The 15865-nt window shown below is 62.9% G+C and carries 16 protein-coding genes and 1 pseudogene; 10 read left to right on the plus strand and 7 right to left on the minus strand.

Annotated features, from left to right (window positions below; translation table 11 throughout):
• Positions 1-245: 245 nt before the first annotated feature.
• Positions 246-1769: a cysteine--tRNA ligase gene (gene cysS / locus K6I40_RS10905; RefSeq protein WP_222919023.1), complete on the minus strand. Its 1524-nt coding sequence runs from the start codon at positions 1767-1769 to the stop codon at positions 246-248.
• Between the two features lie 279 nt (positions 1770-2048).
• Positions 2049-2669: a hypothetical protein gene (locus K6I40_RS10910; RefSeq protein ID WP_222919024.1), complete on the minus strand. Its 621-nt coding sequence runs from the start codon at positions 2667-2669 to the stop codon at positions 2049-2051.
• A 99-nt stretch (positions 2670-2768) separates the two neighbouring features.
• On the opposite strand from K6I40_RS10910, the gene K6I40_RS10915 reads away from it, so the two are divergent.
• On the plus strand, positions 2769-3176 hold the full coding sequence (locus K6I40_RS10915; protein WP_222919025.1) for a winged helix-turn-helix domain-containing protein: 408 nt from the start codon (positions 2769-2771) through the stop codon (positions 3174-3176).
• Between the two features lie 54 nt (positions 3177-3230).
• On the opposite strand, the gene K6I40_RS10920 is transcribed toward K6I40_RS10915, so the two are convergent.
• A complete protein-coding gene (locus K6I40_RS10920; protein WP_222919026.1) occupies positions 3231-3734 on the minus strand; it encodes a hypothetical protein in 504 nt (167 codons plus the stop codon).
• Between the two features lie 142 nt (positions 3735-3876).
• Here K6I40_RS10920 and K6I40_RS10925 point away from each other — a divergent pair, with 142 nt between their 5' ends.
• The 6 genes from K6I40_RS10925 (at position 3877) to K6I40_RS10950 (ending at position 8966) form a co-directional block, all read left to right on the plus strand.
• Positions 3877-4203, plus strand: a complete 327-nt coding sequence (locus K6I40_RS10925; protein ID WP_222919027.1) for a NifU family protein — start codon at positions 3877-3879, stop codon at positions 4201-4203.
• Positions 4204-4272: 69 nt separating this feature from the next.
• Positions 4273-4533: a BolA family protein gene (locus K6I40_RS10930; protein WP_222919028.1), complete on the plus strand. Its 261-nt coding sequence runs from the start codon at positions 4273-4275 to the stop codon at positions 4531-4533.
• Positions 4534-4787: 254 nt separating this feature from the next.
• On the plus strand, positions 4788-5291 hold the full coding sequence (locus K6I40_RS10935; RefSeq protein ID WP_222919029.1) for a universal stress protein: 504 nt from the start codon (positions 4788-4790) through the stop codon (positions 5289-5291).
• 153 nt (positions 5292-5444) lie between these two features.
• Entirely contained in the window at positions 5445-5906 is a 462-nt protein-coding gene (locus K6I40_RS10940; RefSeq protein ID WP_222919030.1) for a PH domain-containing protein, read from the plus strand.
• A gap of 1 nt (position 5907) precedes the next feature.
• Positions 5908-7530, plus strand: coding sequence for a PH domain-containing protein (locus tag K6I40_RS10945; protein WP_255681977.1), 1623 nt, complete (start codon positions 5908-5910; stop codon positions 7528-7530).
• Between the two features lie 20 nt (positions 7531-7550).
• Positions 7551-8966, plus strand: a complete 1416-nt coding sequence (locus tag K6I40_RS10950) for a class II fumarate hydratase (RefSeq protein ID WP_222919031.1) — start codon at positions 7551-7553, stop codon at positions 8964-8966.
• Positions 8967-9118: 152 nt separating this feature from the next.
• Here K6I40_RS10950 and K6I40_RS10955 read toward each other — a convergent pair whose 3' ends face one another.
• Complete coding sequence (locus K6I40_RS10955) at positions 9119-10240, minus strand: hemolysin family protein (protein ID WP_222919032.1); 1122 nt, start codon at positions 10238-10240, stop codon at positions 9119-9121.
• 301 nt (positions 10241-10541) lie between these two features.
• Between K6I40_RS10955 and K6I40_RS10960 the strand changes: the two genes are divergently transcribed.
• Positions 10542-10775: a transcriptional regulator gene (locus K6I40_RS10960; RefSeq protein WP_222919033.1), complete on the plus strand. Its 234-nt coding sequence runs from the start codon at positions 10542-10544 to the stop codon at positions 10773-10775.
• Between the two features lie 99 nt (positions 10776-10874).
• On the opposite strand, the gene K6I40_RS10965 is transcribed toward K6I40_RS10960, so the two are convergent.
• The gene (locus K6I40_RS10965) at positions 10875-11585 is read right to left on the minus strand and encodes a DICT sensory domain-containing protein (RefSeq protein ID WP_222920345.1); all 711 of its coding nucleotides are present in this window, start codon (positions 11583-11585) and stop codon (positions 10875-10877) included.
• A 25-nt stretch (positions 11586-11610) separates the two neighbouring features.
• Positions 11611-11973 (minus strand): hypothetical protein, encoded by a 363-nt coding sequence (locus K6I40_RS10970; protein ID WP_222919034.1) that lies wholly within the window; start codon positions 11971-11973, stop codon positions 11611-11613.
• Between the two features lie 414 nt (positions 11974-12387).
• Between K6I40_RS10970 and K6I40_RS10975 the strand changes: the two genes are divergently transcribed.
• Together K6I40_RS10975 and K6I40_RS10980 are read left to right on the plus strand one after the other, a co-directional pair.
• Complete coding sequence (locus K6I40_RS10975) at positions 12388-12876, plus strand: PH domain-containing protein (RefSeq protein ID WP_222919035.1); 489 nt, start codon at positions 12388-12390, stop codon at positions 12874-12876.
• A pseudogene (locus K6I40_RS10980) lies at positions 12873-14461 on the plus strand (PH domain-containing protein). The gene K6I40_RS10975 and the pseudogene K6I40_RS10980 overlap by 4 nt, the downstream one beginning before the upstream one ends.
• Positions 14462-14622: 161 nt before the next feature.
• Here the strand turns inward: K6I40_RS10980 and K6I40_RS10985 are convergent.
• The gene (locus tag K6I40_RS10985; protein ID WP_222920346.1) at positions 14623-15489 is read right to left on the minus strand and encodes an SDR family NAD(P)-dependent oxidoreductase; all 867 of its coding nucleotides are present in this window, start codon (positions 15487-15489) and stop codon (positions 14623-14625) included.
• Between the last annotated feature and the right edge of the window lie 376 nt (positions 15490-15865).

Raw genomic sequence — 15865 nt, forward strand, 5'->3', positions numbered from 1 at the left:
TCACAGTCTGATGAACATTCGAACGCGATTTCACTGCCGTCGCCTACGCGCCGATCGTCGAGACTCCGCGAACGCGGCTCTGGAACGCCGTTAGCCCGTCGTCACTACGGATCACTTTCCACGAGCGCGTCACACTCGAGACGCGTTGCTACCGGTGTAGTCTCATCGAGCACTAACCGGTCGACCGAACAGAGTGCCTCGATCACTGGTCGGCCACGGCAGGGTCGGTCCCCGCGAAACCGAACTCACTCCCTGGATGGCAGCCGATACGTCGAGCCGTCGTCCGTATCCTGAACTTCGATTCCCAGCGTCTCGAGTTCGTCGCGCAACTCGTCGGCGCGTTCGTAGTTACCGGCCTCGCGCTCCTGCTCGCGGACGTCAAGCACGAGGTTGACGACGTCGCCCGCAAGCGCCGCGGATCCGGTCGTATCGCCGGTAAAGGAGAGGCCGAGGATACCGCCCAGTTCCTCGAGAGTCTCGACGGCCTGCCGAAGCCCGCGGTAATCGTACCCGCCGGGATCGATGTCCTGGCCGCTATCGTCGTTTGCGTCCTCGAGATGGCGGTTGATCGCCGTCGCGATCGACAGCAGCGCGGACTGGGCTTCCCGCGTGTTGAAGTCGTCGTTCATCGCGGTCGTAAACGCTTCGCGAGCGCCGTTGATCTCGTCGCGTAAGGAGTCATCCGTGGCCTTCGAACTCGCCGCCGGGGAGTCCAGCGCCTCGACGGCCGCCTCGTAGCCCCGCTCGAGTTGGTCCCACCGCTCCTCTGCCTCGGAAATCGTCTCGTCGGAGTAGAGCTGTTTGCTGTTGTAGGAACCGGCAGTGAGGAACGTTCGCACGATATTCGTCCCCCAGCGGTCGATCGCCTCCTCAACTGTGACGAAGTTGCCCAGACTCGAGGACATCTTCTCTTCGTCCATCTGGAACAGCTCGCAGTGGAGCCAGTAGTTCGCGAACTGCTGGTCGGTTGCGGCTTCCGACTGTGCGATTTCGTTTTCGTGGTGGGGAAAGACTAGATCTCGGCCCCCGACGTGGATATCTAGGGTCTCGTCGAGGTGGGTCATGCTCATCGCCGAGCACTCGATGTGCCAGCCGGGGCGACCCTCGCTCCACGGCGAGTCCCAGGTCAGGCCCTCGGGCGTGTCGCCGCCGTGGTCGACGCCTTCGTGACGGTGCTCTTCGACCGCGTCGGAATCGACGCCGCCGGCCTTCCAGAGCGCGAAGTCCGCCGGGTTGCGCTTCTCGGTGCGCTCGTCGGGATCGCCCTGAGACTCGATCTCGTCGAGTTCCTGGTTCGAGAGCTTGCCGTACTCGTCGAACCCGCTCACGTCGAAATAGACCGAGCCGTTGGACTCGTAGGCGTAGCCCTTCTCGATCAGGGTCTCGACGAGGTCGATGATCTCGGGGACGTGTTCGGAGACGCGGGGGTAGACCTCGGCGCGCAGGAGGTTCAGCGATCGCATGTCGTCGATCGTCCGTTGGATGTAGGTCTCCGCAACTGCGGCCTCGCTCTCGCCGAGATCGTCCTCGCCGACGCGAGCAACGATCTTCTCGTTGACGTCGGTGAAGTTCTCGACGTGACGCACGTCGTATGAGAGGTGCTCAAGCCAGCGATGCATGACGTCGACGTGGACCCACGAGCGCGCGTGGCCCAGGTGTGGCGGGTCCGAAACCGTCAGGCCACAGTAGTAAAGGAGAACGTTCTCGGGATCCCGTGGCTCGAACGGCTCTTTCTCGCCCGTCAACGTGTTCGTCACGTGCAGGGTCATTACCCTCACTTCCCCCGGACGAAAGTTAAACGGTGTGATACCGCCCGAACGCGGCACTTGCCCTCTTTACGACGCGCCGCGTGCCGAACCGGGCGAGACGTTTGGACGCGTTCATGAGATTTTCTTTTTTCATATCAGACGGGGTCGAAGCCGAGACTGATTCGGAACGACGTCCCCATCTCCGCAGCCGTCCACGCGGATGACGGCACGACCGTCGACGAGCCCGATTGATATCGAACGGAGACGTGAATCGGCCGGCTTCCCCGGGGTCGATCGCCGTCACTCGAGTGCCTCGAGATCGCCGAACCGTTCGCGATTCATCGTCGTGACGACGAACCGCCGCACCGTATCGATCAGTTCCGCTTCCGTCTCGTACGTTTCGAGACGGAGGTCCCAGCGGCGTCGTGCCGACCGGATCATCTCGCTGGTCACGTTCGCCTCGTGAACGAAGACGATCCTGTCGCCGTGTGTTTCGGCGATATTCTCGAGGATACTCCCCGCTTCCTCCCCGATGCCGAAGTTGTGTCCAAGGAAGGGGAGGACGAAGACGGTCGTGTTCGCCCGTCGGGCGTACTCGATGCTCTGGGTCACTGCATCGATCTCATCCGTATCGATATCGACGTCGACCGCGAGAAAGGCGTTTACCCCCGGATCGGTCCGAAGCGTTCCCTGCACCCGCCGGAGCAGGGCCGCTGCCTCGTCGATCGCGTCCTCGTTCTGGAAGAGTTTCCTGAACGGGCCGGGAAGGTCCGCGACCGAAATCTCCTCGAGTTCCTCGTCGCTCAACACGTAGTTTAGGTTGAACGATTTGTACGGCCCCATCAGATAGAGGAGGAACCGATCGTACGCCACGTCACCGAGTCGATTCGCAATGAGATCCCGCGTAATATTCCGGGCCATGTCCGGGATGATCCGCCCCGAAGTATATAAAGAATGGCGTTTTCAGTAACAACTGGCTTGACAAGGACTAAGAGCCGAGAGCGAGTACTCCTCGGTACGATGGGGACGAAACACACGCGGATCACCGACGATGCCCCGGAGGATCCGGCCGACCTCCTCCCGGAGCGGAGCGTACTCTCCCTCGAGGAGTACCTCGAGATGCAGGCCGCGATCGGGAACCGGACCCGGTTCGAGATCCTCTACCGGCTCTCTCACACGGACGAACTGACGCCCACGGAACTCGATTCGGTTCTGGACGTCGACGACAGCACGCTCCACTACCATCTCGGGAAGCTCCGGGACGTAGGACTCGTCGAGAAACGCGTGCAGACCGACCGTGACAGCGAGGGACTCTATGCGTACTACCGGGCGACGATCCTCGGCGATGTCCTCCTCGAGCACGGCGTCGAAGAACTCCTCCGACGCGAACGGGATTTCAGCGAGGCGTACGATAGCGACGCGGCATAACTGAGCGTCCGGGAATGAGTCCGAACGAGCGATCAGCAGGTATTTTCTCGGCCGTTACTCGGACCGAACGGTCGCTCGCTCGAGCGCGTTCTCGATCGCCCGAAGGGCGTTCGCTCCCTCGAGTCGATCGACCACGATCACCAGCGTTCCGTCAGCGACGCCGGCCGCATCCGGTGAAATATCCTCGACGGAGAGTCGTACGAGCGTGTCGGCAAGCGCGGACGCATCAACGTCACCGGTCGCGACGATAGCCGTCCGGCCGCCACCGTCGGGACCGAAGGCCGCGCCACCGATCGTGACGAGCGCGTCACCGTCCGGCTCTCCGGCCTCGAGCGGGCCGATTCCGCTTTCCATCCGGACGCGGACGTCTCGTGACTCGGTTTCGTGCGACGGCAACTCGTCGGCGTATCGGCGCAGCGCCGTCGCGATCGCGTCTGTCTCGCCGTCGACCGCGAGAAACCGGGCGGCGGCGGTGTAGTTGATGACGCCGGCTCGCAGGGCAGTCCGGAGGAACGGATGCCGATCGACCACGCGACGCGTCTCGGCTGCCAGTGACATATCGAGGACGGGGTCTCGAGTCGATATAAAGTCGCCGTCATCGGGTCGGACGGCTCACAGCCGCTCGGTCCATGCCGTTTCCGACGCTCGGGGGTACCGGTTCGCCCGACAGTATATATCGCTCCAGTCCCTCGTCTCTCCCATGAGCGAGTCCGACACGGAGCAGTCCCCTGAGGATGCGGTCCGCGAAGAGGTATCGCTGTTCCTCCGACGGAACTTCCCCCAGATCGAGATGCACGGCGGCGACTCCTCGATTACCGATGTCGATCTGGACGAGCGTCGCGTCTCGATCAACCTCAGCGGCGCGTGCAGTGGCTGCGGGGTCAGCCCGATGACGACCCAGGCGATTCAACAGCGGCTCCCCGACGAAATCGACCCGATCGACCACGTCTCCGTGAGCACCGGACTCGAGGGGCTGGCCGACGAGGGGTCTTCGGGCCGCGATGTCCCGCCGGATACGCCGTTCTGAATCGCTCGGGCCACCGTCTCGTTGGCCGCGACCGCGGTGCTTTTGGCTCGAGCGGTTCAGTTACCCAGTATGAACCCGACTGCAGTCGAGGAACTTATCGAATCGAATCTCGAGGACGCTGAGGCAACGGTCACTCACGCGCGCGACGAACATGACGAGGACCACCTCGCCGCGACGGTTGTCTCGCCGGTCTTCGACGACCTGCCGCTCGTCCAGCAACATCAGGAAGTGTACGACGCGCTCGGCGACCACATGACGACCGACATTCACGCCCTCGAACTCTCGACGTACACGCCCGAGGAGTACGAGGACCTCGAGGCCGACCAGTAGGGACGGTACGTTTTCGCCCTGCTCTCAGTGGCGTCGCAGGCGGGCGAGAGCCGTTGCGTGTCCAAACCACCAGTGATGATGAGCAGCGCTTCGACCGCGGAGCCCGATAGCGGGAGCGAAAACCAATCAGGAGCGCCGCTTTCACACCGTGAATCGGATTCATTGTCCGAAACTGCTTCAGGAAGTGAAAAAGCGAACAACTATGCGTGATTTTCTGGACAATTATATATCGTCTCTGCCCGTACGATGTACTAATGGCATCGTCATCTCTCGGAACGACGGAATCGACCGTCCTTGAGGATCACGATTCCGCGGACGCGACAGCGAGCGACCGCGGATCGTTCGACCGCATCCTCGTCGCGATCGACGGCGATACTGACGACGACGTCGGTGCTGCGGGCGTCTCGCTGGCCGCCCGTCACGGCGCTCGAGTCGACGCGCTGTCGGTCGTTCAGATGAACGCGTCCGTCGATCACTGGGACATGCGGGTCGAGCGACGGGAGGCGAGCGCTGAAGCGGCGCTGGATGCGGTCGGCGACGTCGCCACCGAAACCGACATATCGGTCGCGAAGCGGCTCCGATACGGCGACCCGGCCAAGGAAATAGAATTGTACGCGAGTCACAACGACGTCGACCTCATCGTCGTCGGTAAACCGACTCGGACTGGCCTCCGACGATACCTGTCTCCGACGAGCGTCACCGAGCGAGTCCACCGATCGGCGTCAGTGCCCGTGCTCACGGTCCCCACCGCCGACTGACCCGCACCGGTCCCTGCTGCCGATTGACTCGTACCGGTCCCTACCGCGACTAATTCGCACTCGAGACGCCGTCCCCGTCACTGAGCCCAATCACTGCGCTGTGTGATCGGTCGGAGCCGTAGCTTTATCCACTAGCATTGACATGATACGAACATGGAGTCGCTTCATCCCCGCATCCGGTTGCTCTGGATCGCCCGCGGCGCGCTCGCGGTGGTCGTCCTCGCCATCGCTCTCGCCGCTCTCAACCAGTGGGTGGTCACCGTACCGCCGGCCGCGATCGGCGTCGTCGTTGCGCTCGCGCTCGTCCTCGGAATCGGCTACGTCGTCCGCCTCTATCAGGTCTGGCGGTTCGAACTGCAGGACGACGCCCTCTACCTCGAGCGAGGCGTCGTCACCTTCGTCGAGACGGCCGTCCCGTTCGTCCGGGTCCAGCACGTTGACACCCAGTTCGGGCCCATTGAGCGGGTCCTCGGGCTCTCGAGCGTCGTGGTCTACACGGCCGGCTCCCGGAACGCCGACGTTCGCATTCCGGGGTTGACGCCGGATCGGGCCCGAAGTCTGCAGGACACGCTCCGCGAACTGGCCGTCGAGAGCGAGGCCGAGGACGCCGTCTAATATGAATCGCTTACACCCGTTCAGTGCGGTGACGATGGCACTTCAGCGCGGCGTCACCGGGCTCTCGATGCCGTTTTTCGTTGTCATGATCCTCTCGAGCGTCTTCGACGTCGTGGACGTCGGCTGGACGTTCGTGCTGGCTCCGATCGGATTCGTCGCCGGCGTCGCCTACGGCCTCACCTACTACTATCGGTTTACGTACACGGTCACATCGGAGACGTTCGACGTCACCTCGGGCGTCCTCTCTCGGCGCTCCCGCGAGATCCCATACCGGCGCATTCAGAACGTCGACGTCTCGCAGGGCATCCTCCAGCGGCTCTTTGGACTCGCCGCTGTCTCGATCGAGACCGCCGGCGGCGGCGACACCGAGGCGACCCTGAACTTCGTCAGCGAGGACGAAGCAGAGCGGCTTCGATCCGAGATCCGCCGACTGACGGCGCGAACCGATACGACTGAGACGACCGAGGTGACGGCAGACAACGAGGATCGGGCAGTGTCAGCGGACACATCCGACTCCTCCACCAACAGCGAAACCGCACGGGACGAGCGGTCTCGAGACGAGGGTGCACCGACCCTCCTGTTCGACCTCGAGTTCCGGGAACTCCTGCTCTATGCCCTGACCTCGTTCCGATGGGGCGCAGCGGTCTTCCCGATCGCGATACTGTTCTTCCTGGGTGGTGCAGATTCCGGCTCGAGTTTCGTCCCCGCGTTCGTTCTTGATATTGCCCGTCCCTTCGGGGGTCCGGACACGCTTGACGGTACCGGTGTGGGACCACTCCTCGTGCTGATCGGGATTACCGCCATCCAGTGGTCGGTCGCTACGTACGTCGCGAGTGCGATCTACACGGTGGCAAACTACTACGGGTTCCGCCTCGGTCGGGCCGGGGACGATTTCGTCTACGAGCGCGGACTGGTCCAGCGCTACAGCGGCTCGATCCCCGCCGAGAAAGTCCAGTCGGTCACCGTCACCGAGAACCCGCTCCAGCGATTGGTCGGCTACGCCGGGCTCTGGGTCGAAACCGCGGGATACGGTCCCGACAGCGGCGGTGGCAACCAGTCAGCCGTCCCACTGGCCGGAACCGATCGCGTCTATCAGTTCGCCGAGAACCTCACTGGCGTCGAATCGCCCCGATTCCGGCGTCCGCCGACACTGGCCCGCCGACGATACCTCGTTCGGTACGCCATCGTCGCGGCCGCCGTCGTTACCGCGGCGTTCGGACTCGCGCAGGTCTCCGACCTCGAGAAGTGGTATCTCACCGCGATCGTCTTCGCCGCCGTTCCCCCTGCGGCACACTGCAGGTACGTCAACCTCGGCTACTTCGTCGGTGACCACCACCTCGTGATCCGGAGCGGGTTCTGGAAACGCCGGACGACCGTCATTCCCTACTACCGGATTCAGACGGTCTCGACGCGGCGGTCGGTCTTCCAGCGCCGACTCGGGCTGGCGTCGCTGGCCGTCGACACCGCCAGTTCCCGGACGTTCGCCTGGGGGACGCCGACGATCGACGATATCGACCTCGAGACGGCCCGCGAGATTCACGGCACGGGCCGGGAACAGCTTCAGTCGGCGCTGCGTAAACGCGCCCGCAAAGACGATCTCGGGCTTTCGGTGGATTTTACGTGACCGGTCCCGAGGCTCCGCGTATGGCAGACAGAGACGATTACCGAATCGAGGAGGACAGCCTCGGCGAGATGCAGGTACCATCGGACGCCTACTGGGGTGCACAGACCCAGCGTGCGATCCAGAACTTCCCCATCTCGGGGATCACGTTCAGCCGACGGTTCGTCCGCGGGCTTGGCGTCGTCAAAAAGGCCGCCGCACAGGCCAACCGCGACCTCGGTCTGGTCGAGGACGACGTCGCCGAGGCGATCATCGAGGCCGCCGACGAGGTCATCGCCGGCGAACACGACGACCAGTTCCCGGTCGACATCTTCCAGACCGGCTCCGGGACGTCTTCGAACATGAACGCCAACGAGGTCATCGCCAACCGCGCCGCCGAGCTCATGGGCAGCGAGATCGGCGACCGCGTCGTCCACCCCAACGACCACGTCAACTACGGCCAGTCGTCGAACGACGTCATCCCGACCGCGATGCACGTCGCCTCCCTTGAGGCCGTCGAGAAGGACGTTATTCCGGCCCTCGACACCCTCCGCGAGGCGCTCGAGGAGAAGGAAGATGAGTTCGACGATGTCGTCAAAACGGGGCGCACGCACCTGCAGGACGCGACGCCGGTCACGCTCGGCCAAGAGTTCAGCGGGTATCGCACCCAGGTCGAGAAAGGACTGGCTCGCGTCGATCAGGTCCGCGACCACCTCGGGGAACTCGCGCTCGGCGGGACCGCGACCGGGACCGGCCTAAATACCCACGAGGAGTTCCCCGGCCGCGCCGCGGAGTACATCACGAAGGAGACTGGTGTCCAGTTCCGTGAGGCCGACAATCACTTCGAGGCCCAGGCCGCCCACGACGCAATGAGCGAGGCTCACGGCGCGCTCCGGACGATCGCTGGCTCGCTGAACAAGATCGCCAACGACCTCCGCCTGCTGGCCTCCGGCCCGCGTAACGGGCTCGGCGAAATCGAACAGCCCGAGAACCAGCCCGGCTCCTCAATCATGCCCGGCAAGATCAACCCGGTCGTCGCTGAGGCCGTCAACCAGGTCCACAAGCAGGTCGTCGGTAACGACGCCGCCGTCTCCGCCGGCGCTGCGGAGGGCCAGATCGACCTCAACCTCTACAAGCCCGTGTTGGCCCACAACTTCCTCGAGTCGGCCGAACTCATCTCGAACGCGAGCCAGGTCTTCGGCGAACGCTTCGTCCGCAAGCTCGAGGCCAACGAGGAGTACTGCGAGGACCGCGTCGAGCAGTCGATGGCGATGGCTACCTCGCTGAACGTCCACATCGGCTACGACAAGGCCAGCGAGGTCGCCAAGACCGCGCTCAAGGAGGACAAGACCGTCCGCGAGGTCGTCCTTGAGAAGGGGTACCTCGACGAGGAGGAAGCTGACGAGGTGCTCGACCCCCGGAAGATGGCCGAGCGCGGCATCCTTGGGCAGGACGACTAAGACGGATCGGACGCGACTCGTTTGGTTCGTCGGTTTGACGGTGTTTTTTCGATTCGCTACGCTCTGGGTCATGCGATAAGGACCCCGACGGACGAAAAGCGACAGTACAGCACCCGGTACGGGTTCTCCGTCAGCGTTCGTCCAACGGCCGATCAGCCATCGACCGGCTCGAGCTGGGCCTGATCGAGCGGGTCCTCGATGTCGCCCATCACCGCCTCGAGCAGATCGGTGACGGTGACGAGGCCGACGACCGCACCGTCGTCGGACTGCGTCCGACTGCTCGAGGAACGAAGTTCCTCGCTGTCCTCGATCACTAAGGCGAGTTCCTGATTCTCCGCCTGGAACTGGTCGACCGCGTCGCTGACGTCCGTGTCGGGCGAGAGCGTCATTGGCGGCGCTGCCAGCTCCTCGAAGTCGACAGTGCCGTCGGCCAGTTCCTCACGGTGCCTGACGAGGATCGGCGTATAGAGGATGCCGCGGAAGTCGGTCAACTCGTCGCCGACCAGCGGATAGCGGGTCTGCGGTCGCTCCTCCATTTCCCGGATGTTCTCCGCGGGATCGTTTTCGGTCGACAGTGCGACAATCTCCTCGGCGGGCACCAGTAACTCGCTGATAGACCGTTCGCCGATCCGGAACGTGTTCATCACCTCCTCGCGGCGCTCCTCGGTGAGGTCGCCCTCCTCGAGGATCGAGCCGAGCCGATTCCGGAGGTCGGCACGGGACTCGATGACATCCTCCTCGGTCTCGAGCCACGCGCCGGTCATCTCGATCCCGAAGAGTTTGAGCGTCAGTTTCGCGATCCCGTCTCCGAGCGTGATGACTGGCGAAATAATCCAGTAGAACCAGTACAGCGGTGTAGCACCGTACCGACAGACCATCCGCGACCGCTCGACGCCCAGATACGTCGGCGTCTGCTCGCCATGGGTCAGGTGGACGAGGTTGATGATGAGGAATGCGAGGATCGCCCCGCTCCCGACCGTAGCCAGCACCGTGTTCTCGAACAGCGGCTCGAAGATGGCCGCCAGCGCGGGTTCGGCGACGATGCCGACCGCGATGCTCGAGGCCGTAATCCCCACCTGACAGGTCGTGAGATAGAGTTCGAGGTCGTCGGTCATCGCCCAGGCCCGCTCGAGTGCGGGGTCGTCGCCGACGAACTCCTCCTCAGTGAACTGTCGAGCGCGAGTCAGCGCGAACTCGATGGTGACGAAGAAGGCGTTCGCCAGAATGAGCAAGACGCCCGCGAACAGCCGCCCACCGATGACGAGCGAGTTCATCACCTACCCGTTGTCTCGCCGAACACAAATCGGTCGGGGAATTCTACCCGAACGAAATCGGCTGGGAAATGATCAGACTACCAGTACAGTGACAGTCTCTCAGCGGGTATGTTCACACGGAACACTGTTCATTCAATCTCCCACCCGACGGACTACTCGAGAGCGGGTAAACACGTCGGTTGAGCTGTCTTTTTTCCCAAGCTGTCGTCGGCAAATCGGGATAGTGACGCCGAATCAGGCCTGAATCGGGCGGAATAAAAGAACCCAAGCAGTTTTGGCGGATGCTCGCATCAGACGAAATATGCACACCTGTCGTGACTGCAACCAGTCGTTTCGGACCGAGCTCGCCCTCGAGTTACACCGCGATACGTGTACAAACGGACAACTTCTCTGTGAAGTATGTGGGGAGCAATTCCAGGAGGGGACGGCAACTCAGGACGGCTGGCACTACGAGTGTCCAAACGAGGACTGTGACGGGGATGGACTCCAAGAAGACCTCTATCGTGTCGGGGACGTCCGAACGGCGACGCAGTAACTCTCGAGGCGCGTTTTTGCTTCGTCTGCCGTATCGGACAACGATAATGCAACAGCAACGGGACCGGATCCGAGACCCAACTGACGATCGATCGTTGGATTAGGGACCGTCGTACGTCGTCTCGAGATACGCGATCAAGTCACCGACGATCGCCGGATCGTACGTCCAGAACCCGTAGTACTGACCAGGATCGCGTTCTTCGGCGACCACTGCACAGCGGTGTTTCTCGCTCCCGCCGCCGTCGTATACCACGAGCCAGAAGGCGCCGAGTTCGCCACCGGTGTCCGTGATGACCGTCACAACGTCAGTGAGCGGCCCTTCGTACTCTCCGTCGAGGAATACTGTCACGGTGATCGAATCGTGTTCACCGAACCGCTCGTATACGTCGGTCTGGTCCCGAAGCGCAGCGGGGCGCTGGAAACCAGTGTACAACTGTCCCGTTCCGACGCGCCACGCCCGTTCTTCGATCTCTCGAGACGTGGCCACCATCTGTCGACGGTCGTACGACGAAAACAGCGTGTTCTCGAGGAAGCTGAACAGGTCCTCGCTATCGAGCTCCGTTTCGGCGAGTTCCCACGGCGGATGGATCTCGGGTGAGAGGACCGCCTCGAACTGGTCGATCCCCAACGCACCCTGAAACTCGCCGTCGCTGTCCCGTACAATTACGAACCCCGTCTCGTCGATCGCACCCAGTGGCCGGTGAGTTACGTCGACGTTCCGCGTGTCGAACTGCTGTCGGAACTCCGCGACGACCGACTCCTCATCGGTGTGTATCTCGAGCGTTTTCCGCCGTTGGTCGACGGTCTCGATGGCGTCTCGAAGCGAGTGATGTTAGTCAGTCGTCGATCCCCAGTGCGGCAGTGACCGCTCCCGGAATCGACGTCTCGGTCACGGTGTTCGTCTCGCTGTCGAACGAAATGAATCCCAGTTCGTCGAGTTGCGGGAGAATCACGTGATACAGTCGGATCCGAATCCGATCGCGATCCGACGGCGTCGCGATCGTCTCGTCGCTACTGGCGGCCGCGGCCACGAGAACGTCGGCAAGTTCGTCGACCGTCACCGTCTGGTGATCGTGGAGGGTGACAATCGCGTTTCGAGCGTGGTACTTTCCGAGGAGGCGGATTACGTGGTCGACCGGAACGTCATCGGCTGCCGTTCGGAGGGCAAACAAATCGGGGGTGACGTGATCATTGCCCATTACCGAAGCTGTATGACAACTATGCACAAATAGCTGTGGATTGCCGGCAGAGCGGCACACTCTCTCGGAAACGGATGTCTTCGATTGCAGTTCGCTGCCCACGTCTCCGTCGTGATCGACGATTCCGCCGACGAAGTCGCGTCCGCTCCTCGACGCGTTCGGTGACGACTCGGTTGGCCACTCCCAGTCCGCGAACACGTTCCGGGTCGATCGCCTCGCCGGTGAGAACGACTTCGTTCGCGGCTCTGGTCTCTATCCCTCGAGAGAGGAGTTGTGTGCGTCGCGGCAATACTGAACTGTACAGTCTCAAACCTGTACAGTCTCAAACGATACCGCCGGATCGCCCTCCTTTCAAGCCGTGAGAACCGCCGCCGCTTTCCCACCCTTTAATCCGGTTGTGTCCTCACAGTACGTATGGAACGGCTCACTCCGCGAGTGCGTGTCGTCTGGCTGCTCCTCTCGCTCGTTCGAGCCACGATTTTCGGTGGGATCATCGTCGGTGCGGCACTCGGTCTCACCCGCACAGACATCTGGGAGTCAGCGCCGGACGCCCTCGTGCCTGCCGCCGTCGCGATCGCCGTCGTTCTCGCTCTCCTGCGCGTCGTCGTGGCCTGGCTGCGCTACGGCGTCTGGCGGTTCGAACTCCGGAACGACGATCTCTATATCAAACGCGGCGTCTTCACGCGCATCAAAACGGTCGTCCCCTACGTTCGGGTCCAGCACGTCGACTCCCGGCGGTCGCCGCTCGAGCGAATGACCGGGCTCGCGACAGTTGTCGTCTATACGGCCGGCTCTCGGAGCTCCGACGTTGCGATCCCAGGACTCACGCCGGCTCGAGCCGAGGACCTGCAGGAGTCGCTTCGCCAACTCGCGATCGAGAGCGCGGGTGAGGATGCCGTATGAAGACGCTCCATCCGGCGTCGGTTGCCGTCCGCTCGCTCTCGCGGAGCCTCAACACCGGCTTTCTGTTCTTCGTCGTGGGGATCGTCGCCTCGCCCGGCGGGAACGGGACCGACCTGCTGTCCGTGTTCGGACTCGTCGCAATCGGCATCGTCATCGGCATCATCTACGAGTTCGCCTACTACCAACGGTTCCGGTACGAACTCACTGACGATACGTTCGACGTTACCTCGGGGGTACTCGCACGTAGGGACCGCGAGCTCCCCTTAGGACGAGTCCAGAACGTCGATATCAGACAGAACGTCCTCGGCCGCGTCCTCGGGATCGCCGCCGTCCACATCGAGACCGCGGGCGGGGGGCAGACCGAAGTCAGTTTGGAGTATGTCGGCGAGGCGGAAGCCCACCACCTCAGGCGACAGCTCCGCGGTGGTGCGAGTGCCAGCGAACCCGACTCGGATACCTCCGTGTCGGAGACTCAGGCCGATGACTTCGAAACAGGGACGGGCGATGATGAGGAGGTCCTATTCGAGATTCAGCCGCACGAACTCACAATCTTGAGTGTCTTTACCATCGATCCGGGGGCAAGTTTGTTGGGCGGCATCGCGCTCTCGTTCGCCAGCGGCCTCGATCCCGTGGCGCTGGTTCCGACAGACCGTATCGGCGGGCTTCCAGGCCCGGAAACGGGCCTGTTTGCGCTCGTCTGGGGCCTCCTGCTCTTCCTGCTCGCAGCCTGGGTCATCAGCGCCGCCCTCACGTTCACCCGATACTACGGCTTTCGGCTCACCCGTGTCGGCGACGAACTCTACTACGAACGCGGCCTCCTCCAGCGCTACAGCGGGACGATCCCCTCGAGAAGGTCCAGACGCTCACCGTCTCGGAGTCGATCCCGTTCCGGTGGTTCGGCTACGCCGCACTGAGCGTCGAGACAGCCGGATACGCGCCCGGTCAGTCCGACTCCCGCGGGGCGGAGTCCGCGATTCCGCTCGCCGACGCCGATCGGGTCGCCGAACTCGCCCGTGCGATCGAACCGTTCGGCCCGGTTGACCTCGAGTCGCCGCCGCGCCGTGCTCGTGAGCGGTACGCGGTCCGATACCTGCTCGTCGTGGGTGCCATCGTCGGCATCGCGTATCTGCTGGCGCGATATACGGGGATCGTCCGTCAGTGGTACGTCATCGCCGCCCTCGTCATACTCGCCCCAATCGCGGCGCACCTGAAGTGGCGGAATCGGGGCTACCGCATCGACGACCGGTACTTCCTCACGCGCACGGGGTTCTGGCGGCGGACAACGAAGGTTGTCCCCTACTACCGGGTCCAGGCCGTCCTCCACCAGGAGACGATCTTCCAGCGCCGACGACGACTCGCCAGCGTCACCGCCGACACCGCTAGCTCCGCCTCGCTGCTCGGCCGGGCCGCGACCGCCTACGACGTGGATACGGATCGGGGCCTCGAGATGCAGGCCGTCATTGAGGAGCGGTTACAGGACCGGCTCCGGGCGCGTCAGCGCCAGCGGACGGTCGGGCGGTGGTTTCGGGACTCAAGCGATTCGTCGGACGAGGACTCGTCGACTGAGAGCGACGACGAGCGGTGATTCACCGGTGGCAAGTGCCTGCTGCTCGAGCGGATCGGGGCACTACCTCAGCGGTTCGGACTATCCTGCCGTCGAAATCGAGCGGGGACCAACGGCAAACCGTCCGGGTCGTTCTACACTGCCAGGAACGCTGACCAGCTCTGGCGCGGCTACGATGAGAATCAGTACGTCAGGCTCATCCCGCCCTCGTGGGTCATATCGCCGCCGTTGAGATGCGCGCTGTGATGCGAACAGCCCATCACGAACAGGTTCGCGACTTCGTACGGTTCCATCATCTCTTTGACCTGGGTATGCTCGAGCATCACGTTCTCGACGACCTCGTCGACGGTCATATCACGGCGGTCGGCCGTATCCGGGAGCTGTTTCGCGACGAGCGCCGTCTTGACGTAGGCGGTGCTGACGGTAAACGCTCGGACGTCGCCCTCGCCTTCAGCCGCGATCGACTGCGTGAGTCCCCGGAGCCCGAATTTCGTCGTGTTGTAAGCCACCTTGTCCTGGGTCACGATATGGCCGTGGACCGAACACATGTTCCCGACGACGCCCTTCCCGTCCTCGTTGTCTCGGAAATGTGGCAGGCAGTGTTTCGTGAGTACCATCGGTGCGCGCTGCATGACGTCGTGCATCAAATCGTACTTCTCGAGCGGGAACGATTCGATCGGCGCGACCGTCTGGATCCCGGCGATGTTGGCCAGATAGCGGACATTGCCCTGCTCGGCCGCCTCGTCGACGATCCGCTCGAGGGCTGTGTCGTCGGTCAGATCGCCGACGACCGTGACGAGTTCCCCCGACAGGGACAGCTCCTCGGCCTGGCTCTGCGTCTCGTCGAGGCCCTCTTCGTCGCGGTCCGTCGCGATGACGGTCAGTTCGTTCGCCGCGAACGCCAGCGCAGTGGCCTGTCCGATACCGGACCCCGCTCCCGTCACGATCGCGACGTTCTCGGCGGTGTACTGTGGGTCCTCGAGTTTCAGCAGATCGTCGCGCGTGAGTTCGGACGGGCCGTACTTCGCCAGGGCCTCGTTCACGGTCATGTCAGCCATATCGATTCGGACGGCAACCAGCAGGGAATAACTACCGCCAATGGGAAGTCACGGTACGCATGAGTAACTCGAACGAACTCCTCCGAACCTGACCGGAATTCGACCGCCTCATCCCATTCCGACAGTCCGTTTTCGGACACCTATCGAATAGTCGCTGCCGCGATGGGTCTACACTCTAGACTGAATATAGCGACATATGATTCATCAGTCTAGGTTCGGACAGCGATCCAGTGTGAAAATCGGGATCAAATCGACTATACCGTCGAATGCAGGACTGTTCGAGACTGTTACTGTACTACAAGTATGTCGAACCAATACGGATCGGACGGGCCGGTTTCGATGTCGATCACCGGTCTACTGCTCTGGA

The sequence above is a fragment of the Natrinema sp. SYSU A 869 genome (assembly GCF_019879105.1).
GTDB lineage: Archaea > Halobacteriota > Halobacteria > Halobacteriales > Natrialbaceae > Natrinema.

Bases quoted from the DNA above. Each gene is read 5' to 3' on its own strand.
- cysS (WP_222919023.1), bottom strand. From the start codon at position 1,769: ATGACCCTGCACGTGACGAACACGTTGACGGGCGAGAAAGAGCCGTTC.
- K6I40_RS10910 (WP_222919024.1), bottom strand. From the start codon at position 2,669: ATGGCCCGGAATATTACGCGGGATCTCATTGCGAATCGACTCGGTGAC.
- K6I40_RS10915 (WP_222919025.1), top strand. From the start codon at position 2,769: ATGGGGACGAAACACACGCGGATCACCGACGATGCCCCGGAGGATCCG.
- K6I40_RS10920 (WP_222919026.1), bottom strand. From the start codon at position 3,734: ATGTCACTGGCAGCCGAGACGCGTCGCGTGGTCGATCGGCATCCGTTC.
- K6I40_RS10925 (WP_222919027.1), top strand. From the start codon at position 3,877: ATGAGCGAGTCCGACACGGAGCAGTCCCCTGAGGATGCGGTCCGCGAA.
- K6I40_RS10930 (WP_222919028.1), top strand. From the start codon at position 4,273: ATGAACCCGACTGCAGTCGAGGAACTTATCGAATCGAATCTCGAGGAC.
- K6I40_RS10935 (WP_222919029.1), top strand. From the start codon at position 4,788: ATGGCATCGTCATCTCTCGGAACGACGGAATCGACCGTCCTTGAGGAT.
- K6I40_RS10940 (WP_222919030.1), top strand. From the start codon at position 5,445: ATGGAGTCGCTTCATCCCCGCATCCGGTTGCTCTGGATCGCCCGCGGC.
- K6I40_RS10945 (WP_255681977.1), top strand. From the start codon at position 5,908: ATGAATCGCTTACACCCGTTCAGTGCGGTGACGATGGCACTTCAGCGC.
- K6I40_RS10950 (WP_222919031.1), top strand. From the start codon at position 7,551: ATGGCAGACAGAGACGATTACCGAATCGAGGAGGACAGCCTCGGCGAG.
- K6I40_RS10955 (WP_222919032.1), bottom strand. From the start codon at position 10,240: ATGAACTCGCTCGTCATCGGTGGGCGGCTGTTCGCGGGCGTCTTGCTC.
- K6I40_RS10960 (WP_222919033.1), top strand. From the start codon at position 10,542: ATGCACACCTGTCGTGACTGCAACCAGTCGTTTCGGACCGAGCTCGCC.
- K6I40_RS10970 (WP_222919034.1), bottom strand. From the start codon at position 11,973: ATGGGCAATGATCACGTCACCCCCGATTTGTTTGCCCTCCGAACGGCA.
- K6I40_RS10975 (WP_222919035.1), top strand. From the start codon at position 12,388: ATGGAACGGCTCACTCCGCGAGTGCGTGTCGTCTGGCTGCTCCTCTCG.
- K6I40_RS10985 (WP_222920346.1), bottom strand. From the start codon at position 15,489: ATGACCGTGAACGAGGCCCTGGCGAAGTACGGCCCGTCCGAACTCACG.